The following is a 22,901-nucleotide window of genomic DNA, read 5'->3' on the forward strand; positions in this document are numbered from 1 at the left end:
TCAAAATGCCGAATAACGAGTCAAATACGACCATTCCTCAGGAACCAGCTGCAAAAAAATCTTTGATGAAAGGCAATACGCCCTTGGTCATTGGTGCGGCTGTATTGATCTTGAGTAGTGGTGTGCTCGGATATACCGTAGGACACCGTCAGGGTTTGACTGCGGCGGGTTATGATGCAGATGCAGAGCAACTGGTCGATGTGGTACAGACACAAAAAGCCAGTCTGGAAACATTAAATAAGAATCTGAATACTGCGGTTCAGGAGCGTGATCTGGCGGTGAGTAATGCCAATGATCTCTATCTGGCCATGACCAAGGCACGTGATGAACAGGTGCAGGCTGAAAGTGTCGGAACCATTTATCGCGAGGTCTTACGTCAGCGTGGCGGTTTGGCTTTGGCCGTGCAAAACCTGTCGATTAAGCCTTTGCCTGAAAATGCCTTTGAATATCAGATTGATCTGGTTCAAGTTAGTCCGGGCAAAAGTCGTGCCTCCGGGAGTATTGAATTACGCTTGATTAAAGGGACTGAAATTCTGGTGGTGCCACTGGAAGACAAAAACTTTAATTTTGAAAATTATGAGCGTTTAACAGGTCGCTGGAGCATGCCAAAAGGCTTTAAGCCAGAATTTATTGAGATACGTCTCAGCGGTGCCAAACCGGTGATCCGTCGTTTTAGCTGGGAACAGGGCAAAGCAGTTGAAAATCAGTCTGCCGCCTTGTCAGAAATTCCGAAAACCGAAGCAAATGCAAATTAAGTGTGAAATATAAATCTTATGCCAAGCAATAAACGTCAAATGTGTTTAAGTGATATCAAAAATTCTTTTTATGAATCTGGAATTGTTGATTGGCATATCAGCCCGCGTTTAGCAAATGAACCTTTGGAAGGTGATGATTCTGACCTTGCTGTGCAGACTGCACCGCCAGAACTGAAACGTCCGCCCTTATATGCTGTCGTTTTAATGAACGACGACTATACCCCGATGGAATTTGTAATTGAAATTTTACAACAATACTTTGCAATGAATCTTGACCAAGCTACACAAGTAATGCTAACTGTACATTATGAAGGAAAGGGTGTAGCTGGGGTCTATCCTCGAGACATTGCGGAAACCAAAGCGAACCAAGTCAATAATTATGCTCGATCACAAGGTCATCCATTACTTTGCCAAATAGAGCCTAAAGATTAAGGGGGTTACATGCTCAGTCGTCAATTAGAAGTATCACTACGTTTGGCTGTCAGCATGGCTCGTCAAAAGAGACATGAGTTCCTGACCGTAGAACATTTATTATTAGCCTTGCTTGACAATGACTCTGCCGTAAATGCGCTTAAAGCATGTGGCGCAGACATTATCGTGTTGCGCAAGGAATTAGAAGAATACGTAGAACAGCATACCCCTAAGCTTGGTGAAAATAGTGATCAGGCACCACACCCAACAGAAAGTTTTGACCGGATCTTGCAGCGCGCGATTTTTCACGTGCAATCTAGCGGTGGTGATCGGACTGTAGAAGGTGCTGATATTCTGGTTGCGATGTATTCTGAGCGTGACTCATTTGCCGTCTATCTATTGAAACGTCATCAAATTAATCGCCTTACGCTAACTCAGTACCTGTCTCATGGTACCCGTAAAGAAGATGTACAGTCTGAAGAAGAAATCGAAGATCTAGATGGCGAATCAGCATCTTCAGCAAGTTCAGGTCCACTTGAACTTTATACCACTAACCTGAATGTTGAAGCACAAAAAGGTAAGACCGATCCACTGATTGGTCGTGAAAAAGAAATTGAACGTGCCGCTCAAATTCTGTGCCGCCGCCGTAAAAATAACCCACTTCTTGTCGGTGATCCGGGGGTCGGTAAAACCTCGATTGCAGAAGGTTTGGCATGGTTGATCGTTAATGGTAAAGCGCCAAAACCACTCGAAAATGCTGAAATTTTCAGTCTGGATATTGGAGCATTAGTTGCCGGAACAAAATACCGTGGTGACTTTGAAAAACGCTTGAAACAGCTTTTAAATGCGCTGAAAAAGAAACCTGAAGCTGTGCTGTTTATTGATGAAATTCACATGATTATTGGTGCAGGCTCCAGTATGGGCAGCACCATGGATGCATCGAATCTGATCAAGCCTGCATTGGCCAATGGCACTTTACGTTGCATTGGTTCAACCACTTTTCAGGAATACCGTCAGGTCTTTGAAAAAGATCATGCTTTGTCACGCCGTTTCCAGAAAATCGATGTGAATGAGCCATCTATTTCTGAAACCATTGATATCCTACGTGGCTTGAAATCGAAGTTTGAAGATTTCCATCATGTGCAATATGACGATCAGGCATTGGTATCTGCAGTTGAACTTTCTGCAAAGTTCATCAATGACCGTTTCTTGCCAGATAAAGCCATTGACGTGATTGATGAAGCAGGTGCGCAGCGCCGTTTAAAAGCTGAACAAGATGACAGTTTGATCACGGTAGAAAACATCGAAGATATCGTGTCGAAAATTGCGCGTATACCACCAAAAACGGTCTCTAAAGATGACAAGAGCGTACTGGAAAATCTTGAGCGCGATCTGAAACGGGTGGTCTTTGGTCAGGATGAAGCGATCGAAGCTTTAGCGTCTGCCATTAAACTGTCTCGTGCTGGTTTGAAATCTCCAGATAAACCTGTGGGCAGCTTTGTTTTTGCTGGCCCAACCGGTGTCGGTAAAACCGAAGTGACCAAGCAGCTGGCTAAGCAGATGGGCGTAGAGCTGGTTCGCTTTGATATGTCCGAGTACATGGAACGCCACGCGGTGTCGCGTTTAATCGGTGCACCTCCGGGCTATGTCGGTTTTGATCAGGGTGGTTTGTTGACTGATGCGATCCATAAAAATCCACATTGTGTGCTATTGCTTGATGAGATCGAAAAAGCGCATCCAGATGTCTTTAACCTGTTATTGCAGATTATGGATCATGGTTCCTTGACCGACAATAACGGACGTAAATCGGATTTCCGTAACGTGGTCTTGGTACTCACCACCAATATTGGTGCTGAAAGTATTTCACGTATTAGCATTGGCTTTATGGAACAGGACAATAGCAACGATAACCAGGAAGCGATGAAGAAAGCCTTCTCTCCGGAATTCCGTAACCGTCTTGACGGCGTGATTCAGTTCAAGGCATTGCCAAGCAGCATCATTGAAAATGTCGTGGATAAATTCCTGACCGAACTTCAAGCGCAACTTGATGATAAGAAAGTCATGCTGGAAGTGGATCAGAGTGCGCGTGAATGGATGTCAGAGCAAGGCTATGACCGTTTAATGGGCGCACGCCCAATGCAGCGTCTGATTCAGGAACACCTGAAAAAACCATTGGCAGAAATGATCCTGTTTGGTGAACTGGCTGAAAATGGCGGTAATGTTGCAGTGTCGGTGAAGAAAGAAAATGGTAAAGCTGTTGGCTTAAAACTTGAAGTCTTTGAAGACCAGACTGCTGAACCTGCTTAATCAATATGAAAAAATAAAACCCGTGCAAGCACGGGTTTTTTCATGCACTCATATTTTAAATCATCAAATTCATTCATACAGTTCAAAAGATAAATCATGGATATTCAAATTACCAAGCTGCTCACCACTTTTTGCCTGTTTCTGGTCACGGCATTGATGGAAATTTTAGGCTGTTATTTTCCCTACCTGATTTTAAATCAGGGAAGAAGTCACTGGTTGTGGATTCCAACAGCTCTGGCTTTGGCGGCTTTCGTCTGGCTACTCACCTTGCATCCGGCTGCTTCTGGACGGATTTATGCCGCTTATGGTGGCATCTATATTTTTTCGGCGCTAATGTGGTTGCGCTTCGTTGATCAAGTCACACTGTCACGTTGGGATTTACTTGGCGGGATGGTGGTAATACTGGGGGCACTGATTATAATTCTACAGCCGCAAGGTTTGGTGCGTTAGCAGGATATAACAGCAAACCTCATCAAAAAGAGGTAGCTATAGCGACCTCTTTGTTTTCTTGATGTTTTAATCCTGAATAAAAGCCAATATCTTATTTCTTTAGACTATTTCAATTTGCAATCTTTCTGGGAAATATCAGTTTTATAGGTTTGTGTTTGCGAGCTCAGGCTGAGCTCGACCTTGTATGGGTTTTCAATCTGATAGCGATGCTCAAAGAAAATCTCGCAATTATTGAGCAGATTATTACGGATCATTTTCATCACTTCTTTGCGGCCCAGATCTTTTTCAAATTGGCTAAAATCCGGTGTGGTGATTAAACCTTTTAATGTGGTTTTATTGGCACTTAACTGTAATTGTTCAATAATTGTATTCTGGTCGATCTGTAAAGGTAAAGTTCTGGAATCTTCTGCACTGAGTACCGCGAGTAATTCATTCAGTTCAGCTTTTTTCTGAATTTTAAATTTGCTGTCAATAATATTTTTTTCCTGAAGATATTGATCAAATTCAGAAGCATGAACGGAGAAGGTCGCACTGCTAAAACCTGCCAATAGTGCCAAGGCCCAATATTTATTTTGCATTGTATAACATCACTTTTTATTCCATTTCAATCATGATTATAAGAGCTGAGACAAAAAAAGCACCAGAGATTGGTGCTTAATTTGTGAAGATTCAGCTTTTAATTTAGTCTTTTTTCAGATTTTCATTAATCAGGAATTCAACCAGAGCTTTTTGCGCGTGCAAGCGATTTTCAGCTTCATCCCAAACCACGGCATTTTTATGGTCAAGCAAGTTTTCTGAAATTTCTTCGCCGCGGTGCGCAGGTAAGCAGTGCATAAACAAACAATCCGGATGCGCAAGATCCATCAGGCGTTCATTCACTTGATAGTCTGCAAATGCTTTCTCACGGATTTTTTGTTCTTCTTCCTGGCCCATGCTTGCCCAAACGTCAGTCACAATCAGGTCAGCATTCACGGCTGCATCTTCAGCGGTATCGACCAGTTCAACACAATGCGCAAATTCAGACAGGAATTTTTCTTGTGGTTCATAACCTTTTGGCGCTGCAATTTTCAGATTAAAGCCCCACATGTGTGCTGCTTCAATATATGAATTACACATGTTGTTGCCATCACCGATCCAGGCAACAGTTTTACCTTCGATTGAGCCGCGTTGCTCTACATAGGTCTGCATGTCAGCAAGTAACTGGCAAGGATGGTGATCATCTGTTAAAGCATTAATCACAGGAACTTTTGAGTAAGATGCAAAACGTTCCACGATATCATGACCGAAAGTACGGATCATCACGATATCTAGCATGCTTGAGATCACGCGTGCAGAATCTTCAATCGGTTCACCGCGGCCTAACTGGGTATCGCGAGAAGACAGGAAAATTGCGCTACCACCAAATTGGCTCATGCCAGCTTCAAACGAAACACGCGTACGGGTACTCGATTTCTCAAAAATCATGCCCATCACTTTACCAACAAATGGTTGGAACACTTCATTGTTATGCTGTTTGCGCTTAAGCTCAATTGCGCGTTGCAAAATCTGGTTAAGTTCTAAAGTTGATAAATCGCGTAAGGTGAGAAAGTGACGGAGAGCCATTCGTTACTCCACAATAATTGCCGAAAAACTCGATCAACAATCAGTTGTTGGTTAGTTTAAGAAAAAATACGGAATCGGCTAATATACTATAAGCAATGAAAAATGCAAAAAAACTAGACTTTTTGATGACCGTCTAAAAAGCGATCCACACAATAACTGATGTATTTGTCGATTTCCTGATCATCTTCTTGTATGGAAATTCCCATCAGGATGCGCCATTCCAGATTACGCAAAATACCAAAATATAGCTGAGCCGAATATTGCGGATTTTCACAATGCAATAAGCCTTGTGCATCTGCCTGTTCTAATGCAGTGGCAATCGCACTCTGGACATGTACAGGACCGTGTTCATGAATATGCTGAGCAAGTTCCGGATTGCGCTGACTCTGTTCCAGTACCAGACGCATAAAGGCCGAGTTTTCAGGTTGCATGATCTGGTGATAAAAATTGAGTAGCGTGTGTACTAAATAACTACGAAAATCCAGTGCCATCAGTTCGATTGGAATACTGATATCTTCAAAAAACTTGATACGACGATAATCACAGATGGCCTTAAACAAGCCTTCTTTATTGCCAAAGTACTTATAAATGGAGGCCTTGGAGCCACCTGCGTGCTGAACAATATCATCGAGAGACACAGCATCATAACCCCGTTCCAGAAACAGCTCGGTTGCACTGTTCAGCAGCGCAATACAGCGCTCATGACCACGTTTGGTCTGCGGCAGGTCTTTGGCGAGCGGTTCTAGGACGAGGTCTTGCATAGGAGATAATACATCAACATGTCAATAAAGATTGAAATGCCATCATAGCAAATATATGTACATATTTCATAATTGCACCGCATAAGCGCAGTATTTGCCGGATTAGGTAAAGTAAAACTTAAAAATTTGACTAAAGTTTTAGAGTATTTGTTCTATCAGATTGTGGAATGAGCAAGCCAAATGAGTATACTCGAGTTTCAATAATTATAGCCAAGACTGTGGAAAAGGAAGATGACAGAACAAATGTCTGCAGGTCTAAGATTTAGACAAGCACTTGAAGTCGAGAAACCATTGCAAATTATGGGTACGGTAAATGCCTATGCTGCCATGATGGCCAAACAAGTCGGTTATAAAGCCATTTATTTATCAGGTGCGGGTGTCGCGAATTATTCTTATGGTTTGCCTGACCTGGGCATGACCAGTCTGGATAATGTTCTGGAAGATGTACGCAGGATTACAGAACGTGTTGATACACCTTTATTGGTCGATATCGATACCGGTTGGGGTGGCGCATTAAATATTGCCCGCACGATCAAACAGATGATTGCAGCTGGTGCAGCCGCAGTGCATATTGAAGATCAGGTGGCACAAAAGCGTTGTGGCCATCGTCCAAATAAAGAAATTGTGTCACAGCAGGAAATGGTCGATCGTATTAAAGCGGCGGTCGATGCGAAAACCGATGCAAACTTTGTGGTCATGGCGCGTACTGATGCGCTACAAAAAGAAGGCCTGCAAGCGGTGATTGATCGTGCTTGTGCCTGTGTTGAAGCGGGTGCAGATGCAATTTTTGCCGAAGCGATGACCGATATCACCATGTATCGCACCGTATGCGATGCAGTGGGTGTGCCAGTCTTGGCAAATATTACCGAATTTGGTGATACACCGTATTATACGGTAAATGAGTTGGCAGAGCAGGGTATTGGCATGGTGCTGTATCCATTATCGGCGACACGTGCCATGCAAAAGGCAGCCCTTGAAGTGATGCGTTCTGTGCGTGAACACGGCACTCAGGTGAATGTGCTGGATATTATGCAGCAACGCAAAGAACTCTACGAATTTTTAGATTATCACAGCTTCGAAGACACATTAGATAAACTGTTTAAACAGGAGAATTAAAAAAATGGCTGAAGGAAAAGTACTCACCGGCGCAGGATTGCGTGGACAAGTGGCAGGGAAAACTTCACTCTCAACTGTAGGCAAAAGTGGCGCAGGTCTGACCTATCGCGGTTATGACGTGCAGGATCTGGCTGAACATTGCCAGTTTGAAGAAGTGGCTTATCTGATTTTCTTTGGCGAACTGCCAACTTCAGAGCAGTTAGTTGCCTATAAAGCCAAATTAAAATCTTTGCGCACGCTACCTCAAGCCTTAAAAGAAGTGCTAGAGCGTATTCCTGCCGATTCTCATCCGATGGATGTGATGCGTACTGGCGTGTCGATGCTGGGCAATCTTGAAACTGAACTGTCTTTTGAACAGCAACAGGATATTGCAGACCGTATTCTTGCCACTTTACCGGCAATTATCTGTTACTGGTATCGTTATAGCCATGACGGTGTGCGTATTGAAGAAAATACGGATGATGATTCAATCGGTGCACAGTTCCTGCATTTATTACGTGGCGAAAAGCCAAATGAACTGCATGAACAGGTGATGAATGTTTCTCTGATTCTATATGCAGAGCATGAATTTAATGCTTCGACCTTTACGGCGCGTGTATGTGCATCGACTTTATCTGACATGCATTCTTGTATTACCGGTGCAATCGGTTCCTTGCGTGGCCCTCTACATGGCGGTGCTAACGAAGCTGCAATGGATATGATCGAAAACTGGACTTCGCCTGAAGAAGCTGAACGTGAAATGCTGGGCATGCTGGAACGTAAAGAAAAAATTATGGGCTTCGGTCATGCGATTTATAAAGACAATGATCCGCGTAATGGCATCATCAAAATCTGGTCTGAGCGTTTAGCCAAAGATGTCGGTGATACGGTACTTTATCCGGTCTCAGTGCGCTGCGAAGAAGTGATGTGGCGTGAGAAGAAATTATTCTGTAATGCCGATTTCTTCCATGCTTCGGCTTATCACTTTATGGGCATTCCAACCAAGCTGTTTACCCCGATTTTTGTCATGTCACGTGTCACAGGTTGGGCAGCACATGTGATGGAACAGCGTGCAGACAACCGTATTATCCGTCCAAGCGCGGATTATACTGGGCCGGAACTGCGTAAAGTAGTACCGATCGCCGAGCGTTCTACAGCGGCTTAATATTTATTAATATCTTGAATAAAAAATAAGGTCTCAATCGAGACCTTATTTTTTATCGACTTAACAGGACTGGATCTTCAATGCTATAGCCTGTTTCAAAAGGAATCCCCAGATACTTGACTGTCACCAGCGTTTTATTCTGTTTAGGAACTTTATAGGCCTGACTAATTTTTAGACCTTGCTGATAACTGACCGCTTGATGGGTCGGACTTTTTTGTGAGCCAGATTTGACTTGATATTGATAAGTCCATTTTGGCACTTTTTCTTGTGGATCGTACCAGGCAGCTGCCGTCCCTGTTGTGGTTTTTAAAATTTTAAGTTGTGGCTTTGAACTTTGAATCGGACTCAGTGGAACTAAACGTTTTTTGATTTTGGCAATGTCCTGATCAAACTTGCGACTGTCTTGGTCATAATCAATACGTTTGGTTTTTGGATTGATATATAAGGAGTTGACCTGAATCAACTGATTCGGTTTTGCGGATTTAAAATTATAATAATACAGCTGTGGCAAACGCCCACGACCATCAAGGTAATGACGCATGACATAGAGCTTTTGCTCTTTGACTTCATAGCCTAGAATTTCAATATTTTGTGGGCCACCGACCGTAGCAAAAGCCAGACTGGGCAAGCCAAGAGGGAGCAGAAACAGCGCAGTTTTAATATTCATGGTTATTCTACCCGCAAAAAATAGATTAGCATTTGATCATGCTAATCTATCTTAAAATACAGTAGAAATAATGAAGCTTGTTGCGGCGTAATTATAAAACTAGATTAATGATTGAGTAGATTAATCATATCGTGTGCAACCACGGCAGACAGTTTATTCAGACGTTCGAGTGGAGTACCTTTCAAATAATACTGGAATTGATGCACTTGAGTACCATCATTAATTGCTACAAAAAAAGTCCCTTCCGGTTTCTCTGGTGTCGCACTACCACCGGGTTTAAGCAAACCTGTACAGGCAATAATCCAGTCTGCATCCCGGAACATCTTTTTACCCGCTTCTGCCAAGGCAACAGTAACTGGCATGGATTCGGCAGTGTAACTATTGATCAAAGTCTGGGGAATGTTTAATACCGAAGTTTTTACACCAACATCGTAGCAGACCAATCCGCCAGCCAGAATTTCGGCGCCGTCACTTTTACAGATGGAAAACTGGCTACATAGATATCCAGAGCTCGCACTTTCAATAAAGGCAATTTTTATATTTTTCTCTTCGAGTAAGTTGCAACAGGTCTTTATCATAGTCTCTATATTTTCTTTATGATCCGAGTGGTTTTAGCTTAATTTAGACAGATTTTTTCTGTCGTTCAACTCCGAGTATATTTATATTTTTATGAAAGTTAAAATTTTTCATGGATTAGTACAATTTGATACTAATTTGATCACAAAACCTGAGTGGTTAAAGCTTAGACTATTTTTTCAAATAGAGGTTTCTTCTCAAGCTGAACAGTGGTAAAAATAAAAATAAAGTGCTTAGTGAAAGTAGGGCGTTAGAATGAAAACCACAGTAAAATATGTAGTCTTAAAAAGTCTTGACTACCAATTGGGTACACCATTATTTCAGGAAGAAATTGATGCTGATGGTCAATATTTTGATCAGATTCCAAGCACGATTTCTTATCAGAATTTACAGTTCAAAGTAAAAAGCAAAGAGCTTAAACGTTTACATCTGGCTGAAGAGCAGGAAGATACCCAAACGATTATTGTTAAAGTTGTGAATATCTAAGATAAACCTTAAAGTGAATAAGCCTCTTTTTTTAAGAGGCTTATTATTTGGCTAACATTAAGTTAATAAAAGCTTTTTAAAAATAAAAAATTACCAAAATTAATGTCAGTCTGATTGATAAATATCTTTTATTAAAGTCAAGATAAATTGGAAACAACTTAGTCGTTATACGTGATTCAATGTTACGTATCGTATATTCGTTTATTAAAAAACTGTTTAGAACAATTACCTTTTGCATGTTTTATTCCATTTTTAAAAATATTAATACTTAGGCTGAGTTATTGAATTTAATCATAAATATCATGAGTATAGGTTTTTAATATATTTTACTTGATAATATATTGTTATTTTTTAAAATATTTTAAATGTCTTTTTTATATATTTTACTCAGGTTAAGTTATTCCTTTTATTGAATAATAAAAATTTCGAAACATATTATCTTTCATCATGTGTCTATTTTATTGGATAAAGTAATTTATGTTGCTTATTAATCTTGATTTCAACTACTTGGCTTACCATTTTTTACATTGAATTAATCCGTAACAGGTTATAGGTTGGAGAATTCTGAAAAATGCGTAGAGTAGATATTAAGTCGAAACTCTATCGGCTTTTAATTAATTTAAAGCAAATAGTAAGGAGTTACACCATGGCTAATAATCAACAGCAAGACCAACAGAAACAGCAACAACAGCAAAACCAACAAGGCACGCAAGATCAACAGCGTCAGCAAAACAACCAGCAAAACCCAAACCAGCAACAAAATAACCAGCAGCAACAACAGCCGCAGGGACAAAATAACCAACAACAGCGCGATCAGCAGCAACAACAGCAGCCACAGCGTAATCAGCAAAAAAACCAGCAATCTCAACAAGATCTGGAATAATCAACAGAACTAGCGGCCATAATAGAATTAACTAGCAGCGTGGGTATGATTCATAAGATCTGCCAAAACTGTAGCGTTAATTCTGTTTAAGCTGTACGTTCATAAAAAAACCGCCTGAATCAGGCGGTTTTTTTAGGGTAAAAATTTGGTTATAGACGTTAATCAGTATGAATTAACACTGGATATTGGCTTTCTGCTTATAAAAGCTTAAGGCATTGTCTAAATCTGTAAGCAGTCCTTTTTCTGTATATTCCTGAGGCATAAGTTTTAATAAAGCCGGCATATAACGAGTTTTATATTCTTTAGGATATTGTTCACAGAGTATGCGTGTTCTTTCTTCTGGACTAATACTGGAAGAATCTAGTTTGTCCAGATAAGCACTGAGTTGATTATCTGATTGTTCAAATTGGGCTTTGAGGGCTTGATCAGGTTCCGCTGAACTGTCGGCTTGCTGCTTTTGGCAGCCACTTATTGTCAGACTTATCAATAAAGTAATCAGTATACGATTTATCATGATGTCAAAATCTTATTATTTGTCATATCAAAAATTATAGAGAGAAATAGCCAAAAAGAAAGCAGTCATCGACCAACTTTAGAAGAAGTCAAAAATTCCTGATATTCACATACAGTACAGCAACAGGGAATTTTATCCTAAAAAATGAACAAATTTATTGTTATGCATATTGATCTAAAGTGTCCATCTGTTTTCTCTTAAGCATAAAATTTAACGAATAAAATATATTTTGCCTAAATTAAAGCCATTCAATTAAGAAAAGTAACGCTTATTGCACATTTAGAAACATAGCCTCTATATATCACACACAGATTGACTGCTGGGCCAGTGATATCTTGGCTTCATTCCAAGAACTTAATGAAAATAATTAGAAAATCAGCACATTATAAAGCCTGCTTAATTTAGGAGAGTTAAGCAGGCTTTTTCTTGTTTATAAACACGGATTGCTCAATGAGAGCTTTTTACTTTAATTATTCTCTTTCACATAAGTTTTCATATACAACATAAAGCCTGAAAATTCTCTCAAGAGTGAAACATGAATAGATGGTATTTATATATCTCTTTTTATAAAAAGACAGGGCAAAGCTATGATGAGATGTATATGTGCATTTGGCATGGGCGTGATGGTAGGTTGTTGTTTTAAATCTTGCAAAGAAAAAATGTGTCATATGATGGGCAATGATCATTGTAAGAAGGATCAAAAGACTAAAAGTGAAGAGCCTGCACGAACTTAAATACCAGAAACTTAACTTTGCTTAAATTGTGAAATGTATTCAGGCGGTTAAGTTATTACTCAGGTCGTGATCCGATTATTCCGTATCGAGTTATTGAGTCTTAAAATCAATACAAGCTTAATCACTGATTAAGCTTGTTACATTCAGGAGAAAAGCATGATCCAGTTTATATTTTGTTTATTTGGCCTTCATGGTGCGACTGAAATCAATTACACCTGTGATCATGAAGAGGTGAAAGAGTGTCGTGATTGCTTGAAAGATATTGAATAATGTTCCAATTCACCGGATGTATTAATGAAGCTCAATCCCCGTTCAATCATCACTTGGCGGGGGTTTTGTTTGTGGGTGAAATTTTTATAATAAAAATCCAAGATAACGATTGAACTCAACTGGATTTAAATGATACGGGTCACAATCTATACTTTATAAGATTATGATTTAAATAGGATTACATGACGATAAATGATTAAAATTGAGAACTAAAATAGTCGGATAAGAATATATTGCAAAATGCGATAATTTATATATACTAGAAATATAGCAAAATGCGATAAAATATATGCATGTGATCACCCACGCTCGAATTCTTGAAGCAACGCAAAAGTGGCCACAGGCTGGAACGGCATTAGATGGTTGGTATCGACTGATGAAGGCCAATCATCCTAAGGATTTTGCTGAAATGAAGAGACTCTTTCTAGCAGTAGATAAGGTTGGAAAGTTTCATGTATTCGATATCGGTGGAAACAAGATTCGGCTGATTGCTGTGGTGATGTATCAGGCAAAACGCGTTTATATTCGCCATGTCTTGTCTCACCATGAATATGATAAAGGTCATTGGAAGGAAGGTTAGAATGAATGCAATGATTAAACAGGCCGTTGATCACTGGCGTTATGTTGCACCATTGCTCAGCAAGCCGGAAAATGAGGATGACTTTCATACACTAACTGAAGCCCTAGATGAGCTTTTGGACATTGTCGGTGATGATGAATCACATCCTTTAATGGGGCTTATTCATCAACTGGGTGATCTGGTTTCGGCGTATGAGCATGAACATCTACCCATGCCAGAAGGTGATGGACGAACGGCCTTGGCCTTGTTGATGGAGCAACACGGGCTTAGTCAAGCAGACTTGTCTGATGTCGCGACACAATCAGTAATTTCAGAAATATTGAATGGCAAACGTCAGCTGAATATCCGTCATATCAAGGCCTTGTCTGAGCGCTTTGATGTATCGGCAGATACTTTCTTTTAATCGATGCCCGCCTAAGCTGATATTTCCATGCTGTGCTGTCTAATCAGGTAGCGCTGCTCATTTGATTATTTAAATTTCAAGTGTCGTGAAAGGTGAGAGCGCCTCCAGAAAAGTTTGCTTTTCTAAAAAGTGAATGTGAAACATAAATAATATTGATGTTTAGGATCAGATGTCATATTTATTTCTTAATGGATCGATAAAGGAGATACACATGACCAATAAATCAGAGCAAGAATCAAATCCGCAAAAAGAATCTAATGATGATAAAGGCAATCAGGATTCGTATAAGGGCGTGAAGCCAGAGAAAAAACCCAATGCAGAACCGGAAAATCCATTGAGAGAACAAAAATAGCTCTTTCACATTTTAAAAGCCCTAACTTGGTTTAGGGCTTTTAGTTTTTCGACAACCGGTGATCTCTGGGTTTCGCTTTAAACTCATCTCTCATTTCAAAGAAAAACTCATGAGCTTGTTCATGATCGCAGCATAACCAATCATGGCGTGATTCTTCAGGAATCACAATAATCGAGCGCTTCTCATCATCTGGATGGTGGAACTGTTTCATCAATAGGTGTTGATCGGAATTTATAGTCAGCATCGAAAATGATCTGATTTTTTCACCCTCAATGAGCACATCATCATAAATGGCTGCAACGGTAAAAGGGTTGCCATCTTCACGTGAAATACCAAACCAGTGCGGTTTTCCATCGATATATTTAGGTTCATAGAAAGTATCCACGGGCACTAAAGCAAACTGGTTATTTTTCCAGGCATGTCGAAAACTTGGCTTGGACGCTATTGTTTCAGTTCGGGCATTGTAAGTATGTCGACCATATTTTAATTCTTTCGCCCAAAAGGGAATCAGTCCGAAACGTGCAATATCTAACTCAAACCCCTCAGCACCTCGCATCATGATAGGAGCAGGTGCTAAGGGGTAAACATGTGATTTCATGTTCAATTCAAGTTGTTCTGCATGAAGATCTAATAAAGAGAGCTGACTTTTTGAGGGGAATTCATAGTTTGAACACATGACCGACCTCTTTGCTTAGCATTCTGATCTGCGATAACAATTAAACTATAAGAATGATGACCTCAAAACAATTCGAAATCGTAAATGTAGTTGGGTCTGGAAACGGAATTTTTATGGTGAATATGAATGTAATTTTTCGCCAATGGATGAAAAATAATCTTCGATAAAATGAGCGCCCAGATTCCATTGCTATAGTTTTATTTCCAGTTTTGCCTCCTTTGCCTGAAGGAGCTATCTTTTGCGCAGAAAGGTCATGCTGCATTTTATCTTTTGTTTATTCGGTCTTCATGGTGTCACAGAAATCGAATGCCAAGCGGATGGTAAAGAAGTGAAAGTATGTCGTGACTGCTTGAAAGAAGAAAGAGTTACATAAACGGTAAGAAAAGCTTAAAAATTCTTATCACTATTAATTCAGAATAGGCATTCACAATAAAACTCATAATTTTAGAGAATATAGAATGCCTAGAAATAATTATTTACCCGCTCTAGAACAAGTTTATGAGTTTTTAAAAGAACGTCCTGGCTTTAAAGAGAAAAGTGAGTTTGATAAGTCAGTAGAGTATTTTAGAACGCTGCACGAAGGAGAGCCTCAGGAATTTAAAGTCCAAGCATTCCATAACATTAGTGGTAAATTTGGAAATAAAGAAATACTGAGCATAAGTTCTGCACCTAAATTTACGGATAAAAACAGCTTCCTTAATTGGGTTGATATGCACATCAACAATTAGGTTTTGACGTTAGAACAGCTTATCCAATGGTCAGCTTTGTTATTTTCCACCCATACATTAATTAACATGGAGTACAAAAAACACTCTAAATTAAGTTGGAAAACTACACATTTGAATGCTAATTTTTGTATTCAAATCTGACAGTTAATGAGGTGAGCAATGAAGTTGTTGACTTTGTTTGGTGTAGGCGTAGCCGCAAGCTATTGTTATAAATCTATGAAAAATGGCAAGCTCGCTCTTTCCAGACCAAATTTTGATGAAAGTGTAAAACAATTTGTACTGCAAGAATTCGCAGCTTCGTAAGAATTAGATCTATTGGATTAAAGAGCTCATCATAGGATGGGCTTTTTTATTTCTCAGGCTTTTATGGAAAATGTTTATCTTTTGAATGCAAAAAGCCTATCAGGGAGATAGGCTTCTTTTATTAATTCAACATAATATTATGAGTTTTTCTTATCCGCCTGATTTTTTTGATCATTTTGCTCTTTGGTTATAGGAGCTGGCTCTCCTTGATTCGGTTTTTGCTCTTGCTCATTTGGCTTAGGTTTGTTCTCAGTCGCATTATTAGAAAATTGATTGAAAGACGCTTTTTGAGCAGTATTTGTATTAACTAACATAAGTTTCTCAATTTTAATTGTCGAAGATTCGACCTGCCTAGAGTGGCATATTAAAAGCACTTACAATGAGATGATTTAGAGATGCGAGTGTAGCGATATGTAGGATTTCGAGATTTATATCTTATTTATATTTCGGCATATTTTTGAATTATGGTGCAGGTAGATGATTTGTCTACTAAAGTGCGAAGTCAGTGGAATTATCGGATATTGCTTCGATACCTAAACTCCACAATGAGTATTTTAGTTCTAAAAATAGGCCTCTTAAATAGAGGATTGAAGATTTTAAATCAGTGGCTTAGCTATTTGGAGAGAAGATTTAAAGCGTGTTTTTATTTCAAAAGTATTCAATATTCCCGTAACTTTGCTTTATTAAGTATCAAAGGTGAATTGAAATAACTCCTTCTTAAAAATATTCCCATTTTTATCCGAGGTTGCTTTATAAAAATAGATTCATGTTTTACGCATTGTAAATGCCTTTCAATATTGATTTTTTACTTTAGCCACATTTAGCCATAAACTTACGAAAATTTCGTGCCTTAGGGTGCACTCTACAAATTTTTTTAAAATATATTTTCTGTGGATTTGTAGACCTTTGAACAGCAAGTAAAGGCAATTCAATGCAATATGACGCAACTATTAGTATTTATAAGCCATTGAAGATGCAAGGGAATACAATCTAATGCAAGCACTTGCAATCAGTACCAGACTGGGAGGATTCTATTTTTTCTACTATGCGATTGTGGGCGCATTCATGCCGTTCTGGAGTCTGTATCTGGAAGATCAAGGCTTTAACTATCAGGAAATCGGTGTTTTATCTTCTATTGCGATTCTCACTCGGTTTTTTGCGCCTTTTATTTGGGGCTGGATTGCAGATAAATCTGGTAAGCGCATGTTGCTGGTACGGATTGCCACCTGGATGGAAGCCTGTATCTGGTTGATGATATTTATCATTCCTAACAGCTTTCAGTCAGTGGCTTTACTGATGCTGATTTTCAGCTTTTTTCAAAATGCGATTTTGGCACAATTTGAAGGCGTGACTCTATTCTGGCTCGGGGAAAAAAGAGCAGAACTTTATGGCAAAGTCCGGAAATGGGGTTCGGTTGGATTTATTATCGGTGTATTTGGCTTGGGCGCCATCTTTGAAATTATCAGCATTAGCATGCTTCCAGTTTTATTGCTATGTATTTCATTTCTGGCTTTTCTCTGGTCTTTTAGCATTAAAGAACCCACGGCGGCGCCTACTGCACAGAAAAAGCTGGAAGCCCTGTGGCCGATTTTCAAGCGCCCGGTTGTATACAGTTTTTTTCTGATTGAACTGATCATGCTGTTTTCACATGCGCCGTTTTATAGTTTTTATAGTAATTATCTTAGTCAGGCGGGATTTAGTAGCAGTCAGATCGGATTGCTTTGGTCCATTGGGGTTATTGCCGAAATTATTATGTTTGCTTATGCCACCTTCTTTCTGACACGCTGGTCATGGCGTCATCTGGTGATACTTTGCCTGTTGATGACTGGCTTAAGATGGCTGATTGTAGGCGTATTTCCATCTGCATTTGTGGCACAATTTTTTGCCCAAACGATTCATGCCTTGAGTTTTGGTTTATTTCACATGATCGCCATGCGGGTTATTTTCCAGAATTTCTCTGCTGCACAGCAAGGCCGTGGACAGGCTTTATATAGCACCATGTGGGGCTTAGGCGTAGCAAGTGGCAGCATTCTGGCGGGCTATTATTGGGATAAAATTGGCGGAGAAACCATCTTTATGTTTGCCGCCGCATCGACTTTGTTTGGTTTGTTATTGATTTTTGGGTTGCCCAATAAAGTTGAGCAATCAAAGATATCTTCATGATGCCTCTGATGCTTAAAATTTAGATCCGAATTTTGGCGTACTGATGAACCCAAGGCTGTGCCTGTTCCAGTTGAGCAGCTAATTGCAATAGCCGGTCTTCACGGGCAAAGGGTGCAATAAACTGCGAACCGAGCGGCAGGTTTTGTTCATTCCAGTACAAGGGTACTGACATGGCTGGAAGCCCGGTAATATTGGCAAGTTGAGTAAAAGGTACCCATTTCAGGTTTTCTTTGACAATCTGATCGACCAGTTTACCTTGTGCCAGCAGATGGGCCTTACCTATACCCAATAAAGCCTTTAAAATTGGCTTCTGCCATGCAGGTGTTTTGACTTCGCCATTTTTCGGTGCGACGGTTGCGGTTGCAGGCGTCAGATACAGATCATAATCATCAAAGAAATGATTCATCTGGGTCACGTACTGGCCCCAGTTATTCAGGTTCTGGATATAATCAAGTGCGCTGGTTTTAGCTCCAAAAGCCGCCAGTGCTAAAGAGTCCAGTTCAAAATCCTTCGCTTTAGACGGGTAGCCTTTCTGGATTTCATCCAGCATAAATGAAAACTGGCTAAACCAGGTGGTAATAAAATCCTTGGCCAGTTGCATGCCATCGATGGCCGGACGGTCTTCAACCACCTCATGTCCCAAAGATTCCAGCAGTTTGGCCGTCTGTTCGATGGCTTTCACAGCATCCGGAGAGACAGGCGTGCCAATGGTAGAATGGGGATTAAAGGCAATTTTCAGTTTTTTCGGTGGTTGCTGAATCACATCCAGATAATGATGCTGTGGACGCTGAATCTTAAATAGCGAGCTGTGATCTTCACCATGCGTGGCATCCAGCATTGCAGCACTGTCCCGCACTGTTTTAGTCAGGACATGCTGAATCGCTGCACCATGCATGGCCTCACTCATTTGCGGCCCCCAGGGGGTACGGCCACGACTTGGTTTTAGACCAAACAGCCCGCAATATGAAGCGGGGATACGTATCGAACCGCCGCCATCGCCTGCACCCGCAATTGGTACAATGCCGGCAGCCACAGCAGAAGCCGAGCCACCCGATGAGCCGCCGCTATTATGTTGTAAATTCCATGGATTTTTACAGCTACCCCAGGCATCTGGTTCGGTAATCCCTTTAATGCCAAATTCAGGCGTATTGGTACGGCCAAAAGTGACAATTCCAGCTTTTTCCCAACGATTGACAATCTCGGCATTGGTTTCGGCAATATAACCGATCCGTTTTAAGCCCTGACAGCCATAAGAGGTTGGATAACCTGCATATTCCTGAAACAGGTCTTTGACCAGAAAAGGCACACCGGCAAAAGGTCCGGATAAATTCTGCTGGGTCCGTTTTAATGCATGCTCATGCATGGGAATAATAATAGCATTCAGTTCGGGATTGGCAATTGAGCTACGCTCTAAGGCAGCGGATAAAAGTTCACTGGAATGTACCTGTTTATTGGCGACCAGTTCAGCCAATCCTAAACCGTCATATTGTAGATATTCTTCTAATTTCATTGCCATTCCCTAGCGTTAATGCTGTTCAAGGTTGTAGATGATTTTAGTTTAAGATGCAAGCACCACCTGATTACGTCCACGATGTTTGGCCTGATATAAGGCCTGATCTGCAATATTGATCAGGTTTTGCAGGTCTTGTGATTGTGGTTCATTTTGATGGGTAATCCCTACACTCACGGTAATGTAGAGGTCTGAACCATCTGATTGATGCATTGGGGTTTTTTCTACACGTTTACGTATGCGTTCTGCAATATCCTAAGCTTCAAAAGGCTCGGTGTTCCAGAGTAACAGCACAAATTCTTCCCCACCAATTCGTGCAAACAGATCTTCAGCACGTAAATTGCAGCGAATGATTTCCGCAAAATGTTGCAGCACCTTGTCACCGACATGATGGCCAAAATCATCGTTCAGACGTTTGAAATGATCAATATCCAGCATGATGACCGAAAATTCCATTCTGTTGGCATATTGCAGTAAATATTCACCTTTCTGAAAGAAAAAATGACGGTTCATGGTGTGGGTCAGACTGTCATGATTGGCCAGATAGAGAACCCGTTTAAACAGCTCATTGCGGTTTTGACTAATAATACAAAGAATAAGCGGCGATAAGGCCAGCATAAACAGCCCGATCCGGAGCGAAATATAAATCGTAGAATCTGCCAAGGTGTCATGCGTTGTGGCATAAAACTGCGTCAGGCTGTAATAGGTTAAAATAGTCACAAACGCATTAATCAGTGTCATGCTAAACAGGCGATAGGTTAATGCGGCCCAGATCAGCGCAGCCAAAGGATAGAGCAGGGCGCCCGGACCTGAAAAAATATTGGTGATGATGACACAGAGTACGACTGTAGCTGCGGGCAGAAAATAACTGAAATGATGACGCTTTTGACGGCGGTTTTTAAACAGATACTGCATATCCTTGATTCTGGGAAAGGCCAGAACCAAAGGTATAACCGGTATTGTAGTATTTATAATTAATCTTGAAATAACGAATAAAAAATATCGAGACAATGGTACTAATCAGATTGGAAAGTGTAAGAAACAGGCTTTGCAGCAGACTGTTGCCTGTGACCAGATCTGCAAACATAAAAGCACTGAATGCACCCAGCCAGCCGCCCAGATGATTTAAATGTGGAAAACGCAGGAATATGGCCAGTAAGGCAGCATTGGCTGGCCAGGTCAGGGCGAGATAGCCGAGTGGCCTGGTTGCGATCCCAATAAAACAACATACTAAAACAGCGAACACAATGACAAAATAAGCATAGGTTTCATGATTTAATTGTTGTTCTGTTATTCGAGCCAATTGCAAATTTAAAATCCTATATTTAAATTTTTAAGTGTGAATGATCACTTTGTTTAGCAAGTAAGTCTGATTTTATATATACAGTTATTTTTTGATTAATCTGTTATTAATACATGATGTTAAGATTGTTATATACGAAATATATACAAAATAAACTGGAAAAGAAATCCATGTTTTTAAACAATATGATAAAAACTTTATGGACTCAGATTTAAACTGCTCCAGAGTGGGATACGATTCTGAAAAAATATGCTAACTTAGAATCAATTGTTAAAACGATGCCGGTAAATATGAAAAAAATATGTCTTAGCCTTATCTTACTCATGAGCTCACCTTGGCTAATGGCGACAGAAAATAAAAAACCAGCGGAAGTTTCTGCTAAAGCTGCTGAAATCCCAAATACATTTACCGTGAAAACCCGGCCTGAAATTGTGGGGTTGTGGGGGATGGAAATTCCGGATAATAAAAAATGTATCGAATATTATAATTTTAAAAGCAATAATAATGTCGTAATTAAAAGTGGTGAAGAGTGGACTTCAGGATTATATGATTATCAGCCTGCACAGGATCCGACCGTTCAGATTCCCGCACTGATTCTTCAGGTTAAATATGATAATAATGAAAAAGACTGCTCAGGCAATCAGGTTGATCAATCCGGTGAAATTTCCCAGTATTTTGTGAAATGGCAAAATCCGTACACGATTAATTTCTGTGCCAATGACAAGGCCGAGCAATGCTTTGCCGTGCTCAGACGTGTATTACCATAAATGAATCATCAACATAAAAAAACCGCTGAATTTCAGCGGTTTTTTATAAGCTTTAAGCTTATTGAGTTTTGTCTTCAGCACCTTCTAGCTGTTTCAACAAATGTTTTTCCAGATAATGAATGTCCATCGCCTGTTTGCAGAAGTTTTTATCCTGAAGGATTAAATCTTTGTGCAAAGGAATGTTGGTTTTAACACCAGTCAAAATCATTTCTTCCAAGGCATTTCTCATGCGAGAAATAGACGTCTCACGGTCCTTGCCATGCGAAATCAGTTTGGCGATCATCGAGTCATAATACGGCGGAATGCTATAGCCTGGGTAGATGTGCGAGTCTAAGCGGATACCTGCGCCGCCTGGTGCATAGAAGCTCTCAATCTTGCCGGGTGAAGGCAAGAAGGTTGATGGATCTTCTGCGTTAATACGGCATTCAATCGCATGTCCTAAAACCTTGACATCTTCTTGCTGAATATCGAGACCTAAGCCACCAGCAATACGCAATTGCTGTTCGATAATATCAATACCGGTTACCATTTCAGTTACCGGATGTTCAACCTGAACACGCGTATTCATTTCAATGAAGAAGAATCCATCATCTTCAAACAGGAATTCGAATGTACCTGCACCACGATATTGCATCAGTTTACAGGCATTGACACAGGCTTCTAGAATATCGGCACGTGCTTGCTCTGGTAAGTTCGGTGCTGGCGCTTCTTCCAGTACTTTTTGATGGCGACGCTGTAGCGAGCAGTCACGATCATAGAGATGAATCGCATGGCCATTACCATCAGCCAGTACCTGTACTTCAACATGACGTGGCTTTTGCAGGAAACGTTCCATATAGACCGTATCATCACCAAACCACATTTCTGCATCACGCTGTGCAGCCTGAACAGATTCCAGCAGGGTGTCGACATTTTCGACGATACGCATACCACGACCACCACCACCAGAAGCAGCTTTGACAATCAGCGGGAAACCGATCTCTTTCGCTTCAGCGAGTGCATTGTGAATGGTTACGGCATGGTCGCAGCCCGGTACAGTTGGTACACCCGCTTTTTTCATGGCAATAATGGCAGAAACCTTGTTCCCCATTAAGCGAATATGTTCTGGACGTGGACCGATAAAGATAAAACCAGAATTTTCTACGATTTCAGCAAATTCAGCATTTTCAGCGAGAAAACCATAACCAGGATGGATGGCATCTGCGCCAGTAATTTCAGCAGCTGTAATAATCGCAGGAATATTCAGGTAGCTGTCACTGCTCGCACCCGGACCGATACAAACCGCTTCATCACAGAAACGCAAATGCATCAGGTCTTTGTCTGCGTCAGAATAGACACCTACGGTTTTGATCCCTAAAGTTCTGCAAGCCCGGGTGATGCGTAAAGCAATTTCACCACGGTTTGCAATTAAAACTTTTTGCAACATTATAAATCCCCGGG

Annotated in this window: 24 protein-coding genes and 1 pseudogene; 14 read left to right on the forward strand and 11 right to left on the reverse strand. The window is 40.5% G+C overall.

Going from position 1 to position 22,901, the window contains the following annotated elements; all coding sequences use genetic code 11:
• Positions 1-5: 5 nt before the first annotated feature.
• From LOZ91_RS10925 to LOZ91_RS10940, 4 genes are all read left to right on the forward strand, one after another.
• Complete coding sequence (locus LOZ91_RS10925) at positions 6-755, forward strand: DUF6776 family protein (RefSeq protein WP_074382830.1); 750 nt, start codon at positions 6-8, stop codon at positions 753-755.
• A gap of 18 nt (positions 756-773) precedes the next feature.
• Positions 774-1,187 (forward strand): ATP-dependent Clp protease adapter ClpS, encoded by a 414-nt coding sequence (gene clpS, locus LOZ91_RS10930; protein ID WP_005171093.1) that lies wholly within the window; start codon positions 774-776, stop codon positions 1,185-1,187.
• A 9-nt stretch (positions 1,188-1,196) separates the two neighbouring features.
• The gene (gene clpA / locus LOZ91_RS10935) at positions 1,197-3,473 is read left to right on the forward strand and encodes an ATP-dependent Clp protease ATP-binding subunit ClpA (RefSeq protein WP_244783194.1); all 2,277 of its coding nucleotides are present in this window, start codon (positions 1,197-1,199) and stop codon (positions 3,471-3,473) included.
• 96 nt (positions 3,474-3,569) lie between these two features.
• On the forward strand, positions 3,570-3,923 hold the full coding sequence (locus LOZ91_RS10940) for a YnfA family protein (RefSeq protein ID WP_005096798.1): 354 nt from the start codon (positions 3,570-3,572) through the stop codon (positions 3,921-3,923).
• Positions 3,924-4,027: 104 nt separating this feature from the next.
• On the opposite strand, the gene LOZ91_RS10945 is transcribed toward LOZ91_RS10940, so the two are convergent.
• From LOZ91_RS10945 to LOZ91_RS10955, 3 genes are all read right to left on the reverse strand, one after another.
• The gene (locus tag LOZ91_RS10945; protein ID WP_005171087.1) at positions 4,028-4,501 is read right to left on the reverse strand and encodes a hypothetical protein; all 474 of its coding nucleotides are present in this window, start codon (positions 4,499-4,501) and stop codon (positions 4,028-4,030) included.
• A 103-nt stretch (positions 4,502-4,604) separates the two neighbouring features.
• Positions 4,605-5,525 carry an ornithine carbamoyltransferase gene (argF, locus tag LOZ91_RS10950; protein WP_005171086.1) on the reverse strand — a complete coding sequence of 307 codons (921 nt, stop codon included), beginning with the start codon at positions 5,523-5,525 and terminating at the stop codon, positions 4,605-4,607.
• A gap of 113 nt (positions 5,526-5,638) precedes the next feature.
• Positions 5,639-6,286, reverse strand: coding sequence for a TetR/AcrR family transcriptional regulator (locus LOZ91_RS10955; protein ID WP_005171084.1), 648 nt, complete (start codon positions 6,284-6,286; stop codon positions 5,639-5,641).
• 231 nt (positions 6,287-6,517) lie between these two features.
• Here LOZ91_RS10955 and prpB point away from each other — a divergent pair, with 231 nt between their 5' ends.
• Complete coding sequence (gene prpB / locus LOZ91_RS10960) at positions 6,518-7,402, forward strand: methylisocitrate lyase (RefSeq protein WP_005096803.1); 885 nt, start codon at positions 6,518-6,520, stop codon at positions 7,400-7,402.
• Between the two features lie 4 nt (positions 7,403-7,406).
• On the forward strand, positions 7,407-8,546 hold the full coding sequence (prpC, locus tag LOZ91_RS10965; protein ID WP_005096804.1) for a 2-methylcitrate synthase: 1,140 nt from the start codon (positions 7,407-7,409) through the stop codon (positions 8,544-8,546).
• A 52-nt stretch (positions 8,547-8,598) separates the two neighbouring features.
• Here prpC and LOZ91_RS10970 read toward each other — a convergent pair whose 3' ends face one another.
• Complete coding sequence (locus LOZ91_RS10970; protein ID WP_220387178.1) at positions 8,599-9,219, reverse strand: aminotransferase; 621 nt, start codon at positions 9,217-9,219, stop codon at positions 8,599-8,601.
• A gap of 98 nt (positions 9,220-9,317) precedes the next feature.
• Positions 9,318-9,791: a CinA family protein gene (locus tag LOZ91_RS10975; RefSeq protein ID WP_005171076.1), complete on the reverse strand. Its 474-nt coding sequence runs from the start codon at positions 9,789-9,791 to the stop codon at positions 9,318-9,320.
• Positions 9,792-10,044: 253 nt separating this feature from the next.
• Here LOZ91_RS10975 and LOZ91_RS10980 point away from each other — a divergent pair, with 253 nt between their 5' ends.
• Both LOZ91_RS10980 and LOZ91_RS10985 read left to right on the forward strand, forming a co-directional pair.
• Positions 10,045-10,275 (forward strand): hypothetical protein, encoded by a 231-nt coding sequence (locus LOZ91_RS10980; RefSeq protein ID WP_004280185.1) that lies wholly within the window; start codon positions 10,045-10,047, stop codon positions 10,273-10,275.
• A 646-nt stretch (positions 10,276-10,921) separates the two neighbouring features.
• Positions 10,922-11,158, forward strand: coding sequence for a hypothetical protein (locus LOZ91_RS10985; RefSeq protein ID WP_005096808.1), 237 nt, complete (start codon positions 10,922-10,924; stop codon positions 11,156-11,158).
• Between the two features lie 172 nt (positions 11,159-11,330).
• Here the strand turns inward: LOZ91_RS10985 and LOZ91_RS10990 are convergent, their stop codons facing one another.
• Positions 11,331-11,672 carry a hypothetical protein gene (locus tag LOZ91_RS10990; protein WP_005096809.1) on the reverse strand — a complete coding sequence of 114 codons (342 nt, stop codon included), beginning with the start codon at positions 11,670-11,672 and terminating at the stop codon, positions 11,331-11,333.
• A gap of 1,293 nt (positions 11,673-12,965) precedes the next feature.
• Between LOZ91_RS10990 and LOZ91_RS10995 the strand changes: the two genes are divergently transcribed.
• From LOZ91_RS10995 to LOZ91_RS11005, 3 genes are all read left to right on the forward strand, one after another.
• Positions 12,966-13,256, forward strand: a complete 291-nt coding sequence (locus tag LOZ91_RS10995; protein ID WP_244783195.1) for a type II toxin-antitoxin system HigB family toxin — start codon at positions 12,966-12,968, stop codon at positions 13,254-13,256.
• A gap of 1 nt (position 13,257) precedes the next feature.
• Complete coding sequence (locus tag LOZ91_RS11000) at positions 13,258-13,659, forward strand: helix-turn-helix domain-containing protein (protein ID WP_005096813.1); 402 nt, start codon at positions 13,258-13,260, stop codon at positions 13,657-13,659.
• Positions 13,660-13,870: 211 nt separating this feature from the next.
• Positions 13,871-14,011 (forward strand): hypothetical protein, encoded by a 141-nt coding sequence (locus LOZ91_RS11005; protein ID WP_005096816.1) that lies wholly within the window; start codon positions 13,871-13,873, stop codon positions 14,009-14,011.
• A 40-nt stretch (positions 14,012-14,051) separates the two neighbouring features.
• On the opposite strand, the gene LOZ91_RS11010 is transcribed toward LOZ91_RS11005, so the two are convergent.
• Positions 14,052-14,687 carry an SOS response-associated peptidase family protein gene (locus LOZ91_RS11010; protein ID WP_244783196.1) on the reverse strand — a complete coding sequence of 212 codons (636 nt, stop codon included), beginning with the start codon at positions 14,685-14,687 and terminating at the stop codon, positions 14,052-14,054.
• A 458-nt stretch (positions 14,688-15,145) separates the two neighbouring features.
• On the opposite strand from LOZ91_RS11010, the gene LOZ91_RS11015 reads away from it, so the two are divergent.
• The gene (locus tag LOZ91_RS11015) at positions 15,146-15,415 is read left to right on the forward strand and encodes a hypothetical protein (protein ID WP_074382825.1); all 270 of its coding nucleotides are present in this window, start codon (positions 15,146-15,148) and stop codon (positions 15,413-15,415) included.
• A gap of 440 nt (positions 15,416-15,855) precedes the next feature.
• Here LOZ91_RS11015 and LOZ91_RS11020 read toward each other — a convergent pair whose 3' ends face one another.
• Positions 15,856-16,032 carry a hypothetical protein gene (locus LOZ91_RS11020; protein ID WP_005096822.1) on the reverse strand — a complete coding sequence of 59 codons (177 nt, stop codon included), beginning with the start codon at positions 16,030-16,032 and terminating at the stop codon, positions 15,856-15,858.
• 679 nt (positions 16,033-16,711) lie between these two features.
• Between LOZ91_RS11020 and LOZ91_RS11025 the strand changes: the two genes are divergently transcribed.
• On the forward strand, positions 16,712-17,881 hold the full coding sequence (locus LOZ91_RS11025; RefSeq protein WP_005096823.1) for an MFS transporter: 1,170 nt from the start codon (positions 16,712-16,714) through the stop codon (positions 17,879-17,881).
• Positions 17,882-17,900: 19 nt separating this feature from the next.
• Here the strand turns inward: LOZ91_RS11025 and LOZ91_RS11030 are convergent, their stop codons facing one another.
• Together LOZ91_RS11030 and LOZ91_RS11035 are read right to left on the reverse strand one after the other, a co-directional pair.
• Entirely contained in the window at positions 17,901-19,391 is a 1,491-nt protein-coding gene (locus LOZ91_RS11030) for an amidase family protein (protein ID WP_100357160.1), read from the reverse strand.
• A gap of 48 nt (positions 19,392-19,439) precedes the next feature.
• Positions 19,440-20,700: pseudogene (locus tag LOZ91_RS11035) on the reverse strand (GGDEF domain-containing protein).
• Positions 20,701-21,017: 317 nt separating this feature from the next.
• Here LOZ91_RS11035 and LOZ91_RS11040 point away from each other — a divergent pair.
• Complete coding sequence (locus LOZ91_RS11040; RefSeq protein WP_005096827.1) at positions 21,018-21,461, forward strand: hypothetical protein; 444 nt, start codon at positions 21,018-21,020, stop codon at positions 21,459-21,461.
• Between the two features lie 58 nt (positions 21,462-21,519).
• Here LOZ91_RS11040 and accC read toward each other — a convergent pair whose 3' ends face one another.
• A complete protein-coding gene (gene accC / locus LOZ91_RS11045) occupies positions 21,520-22,887 on the reverse strand; it encodes an acetyl-CoA carboxylase biotin carboxylase subunit (RefSeq protein WP_005096829.1) in 1,368 nt (455 codons plus the stop codon).
• Positions 22,888-22,901 lie beyond the last annotated feature (14 nt).

It is taken from the genome of Acinetobacter sp. F-1 (assembly GCF_022869025.1).
Classification (GTDB): Bacteria; Pseudomonadota; Gammaproteobacteria; order Pseudomonadales; family Moraxellaceae; genus Acinetobacter; species Acinetobacter pseudolwoffii.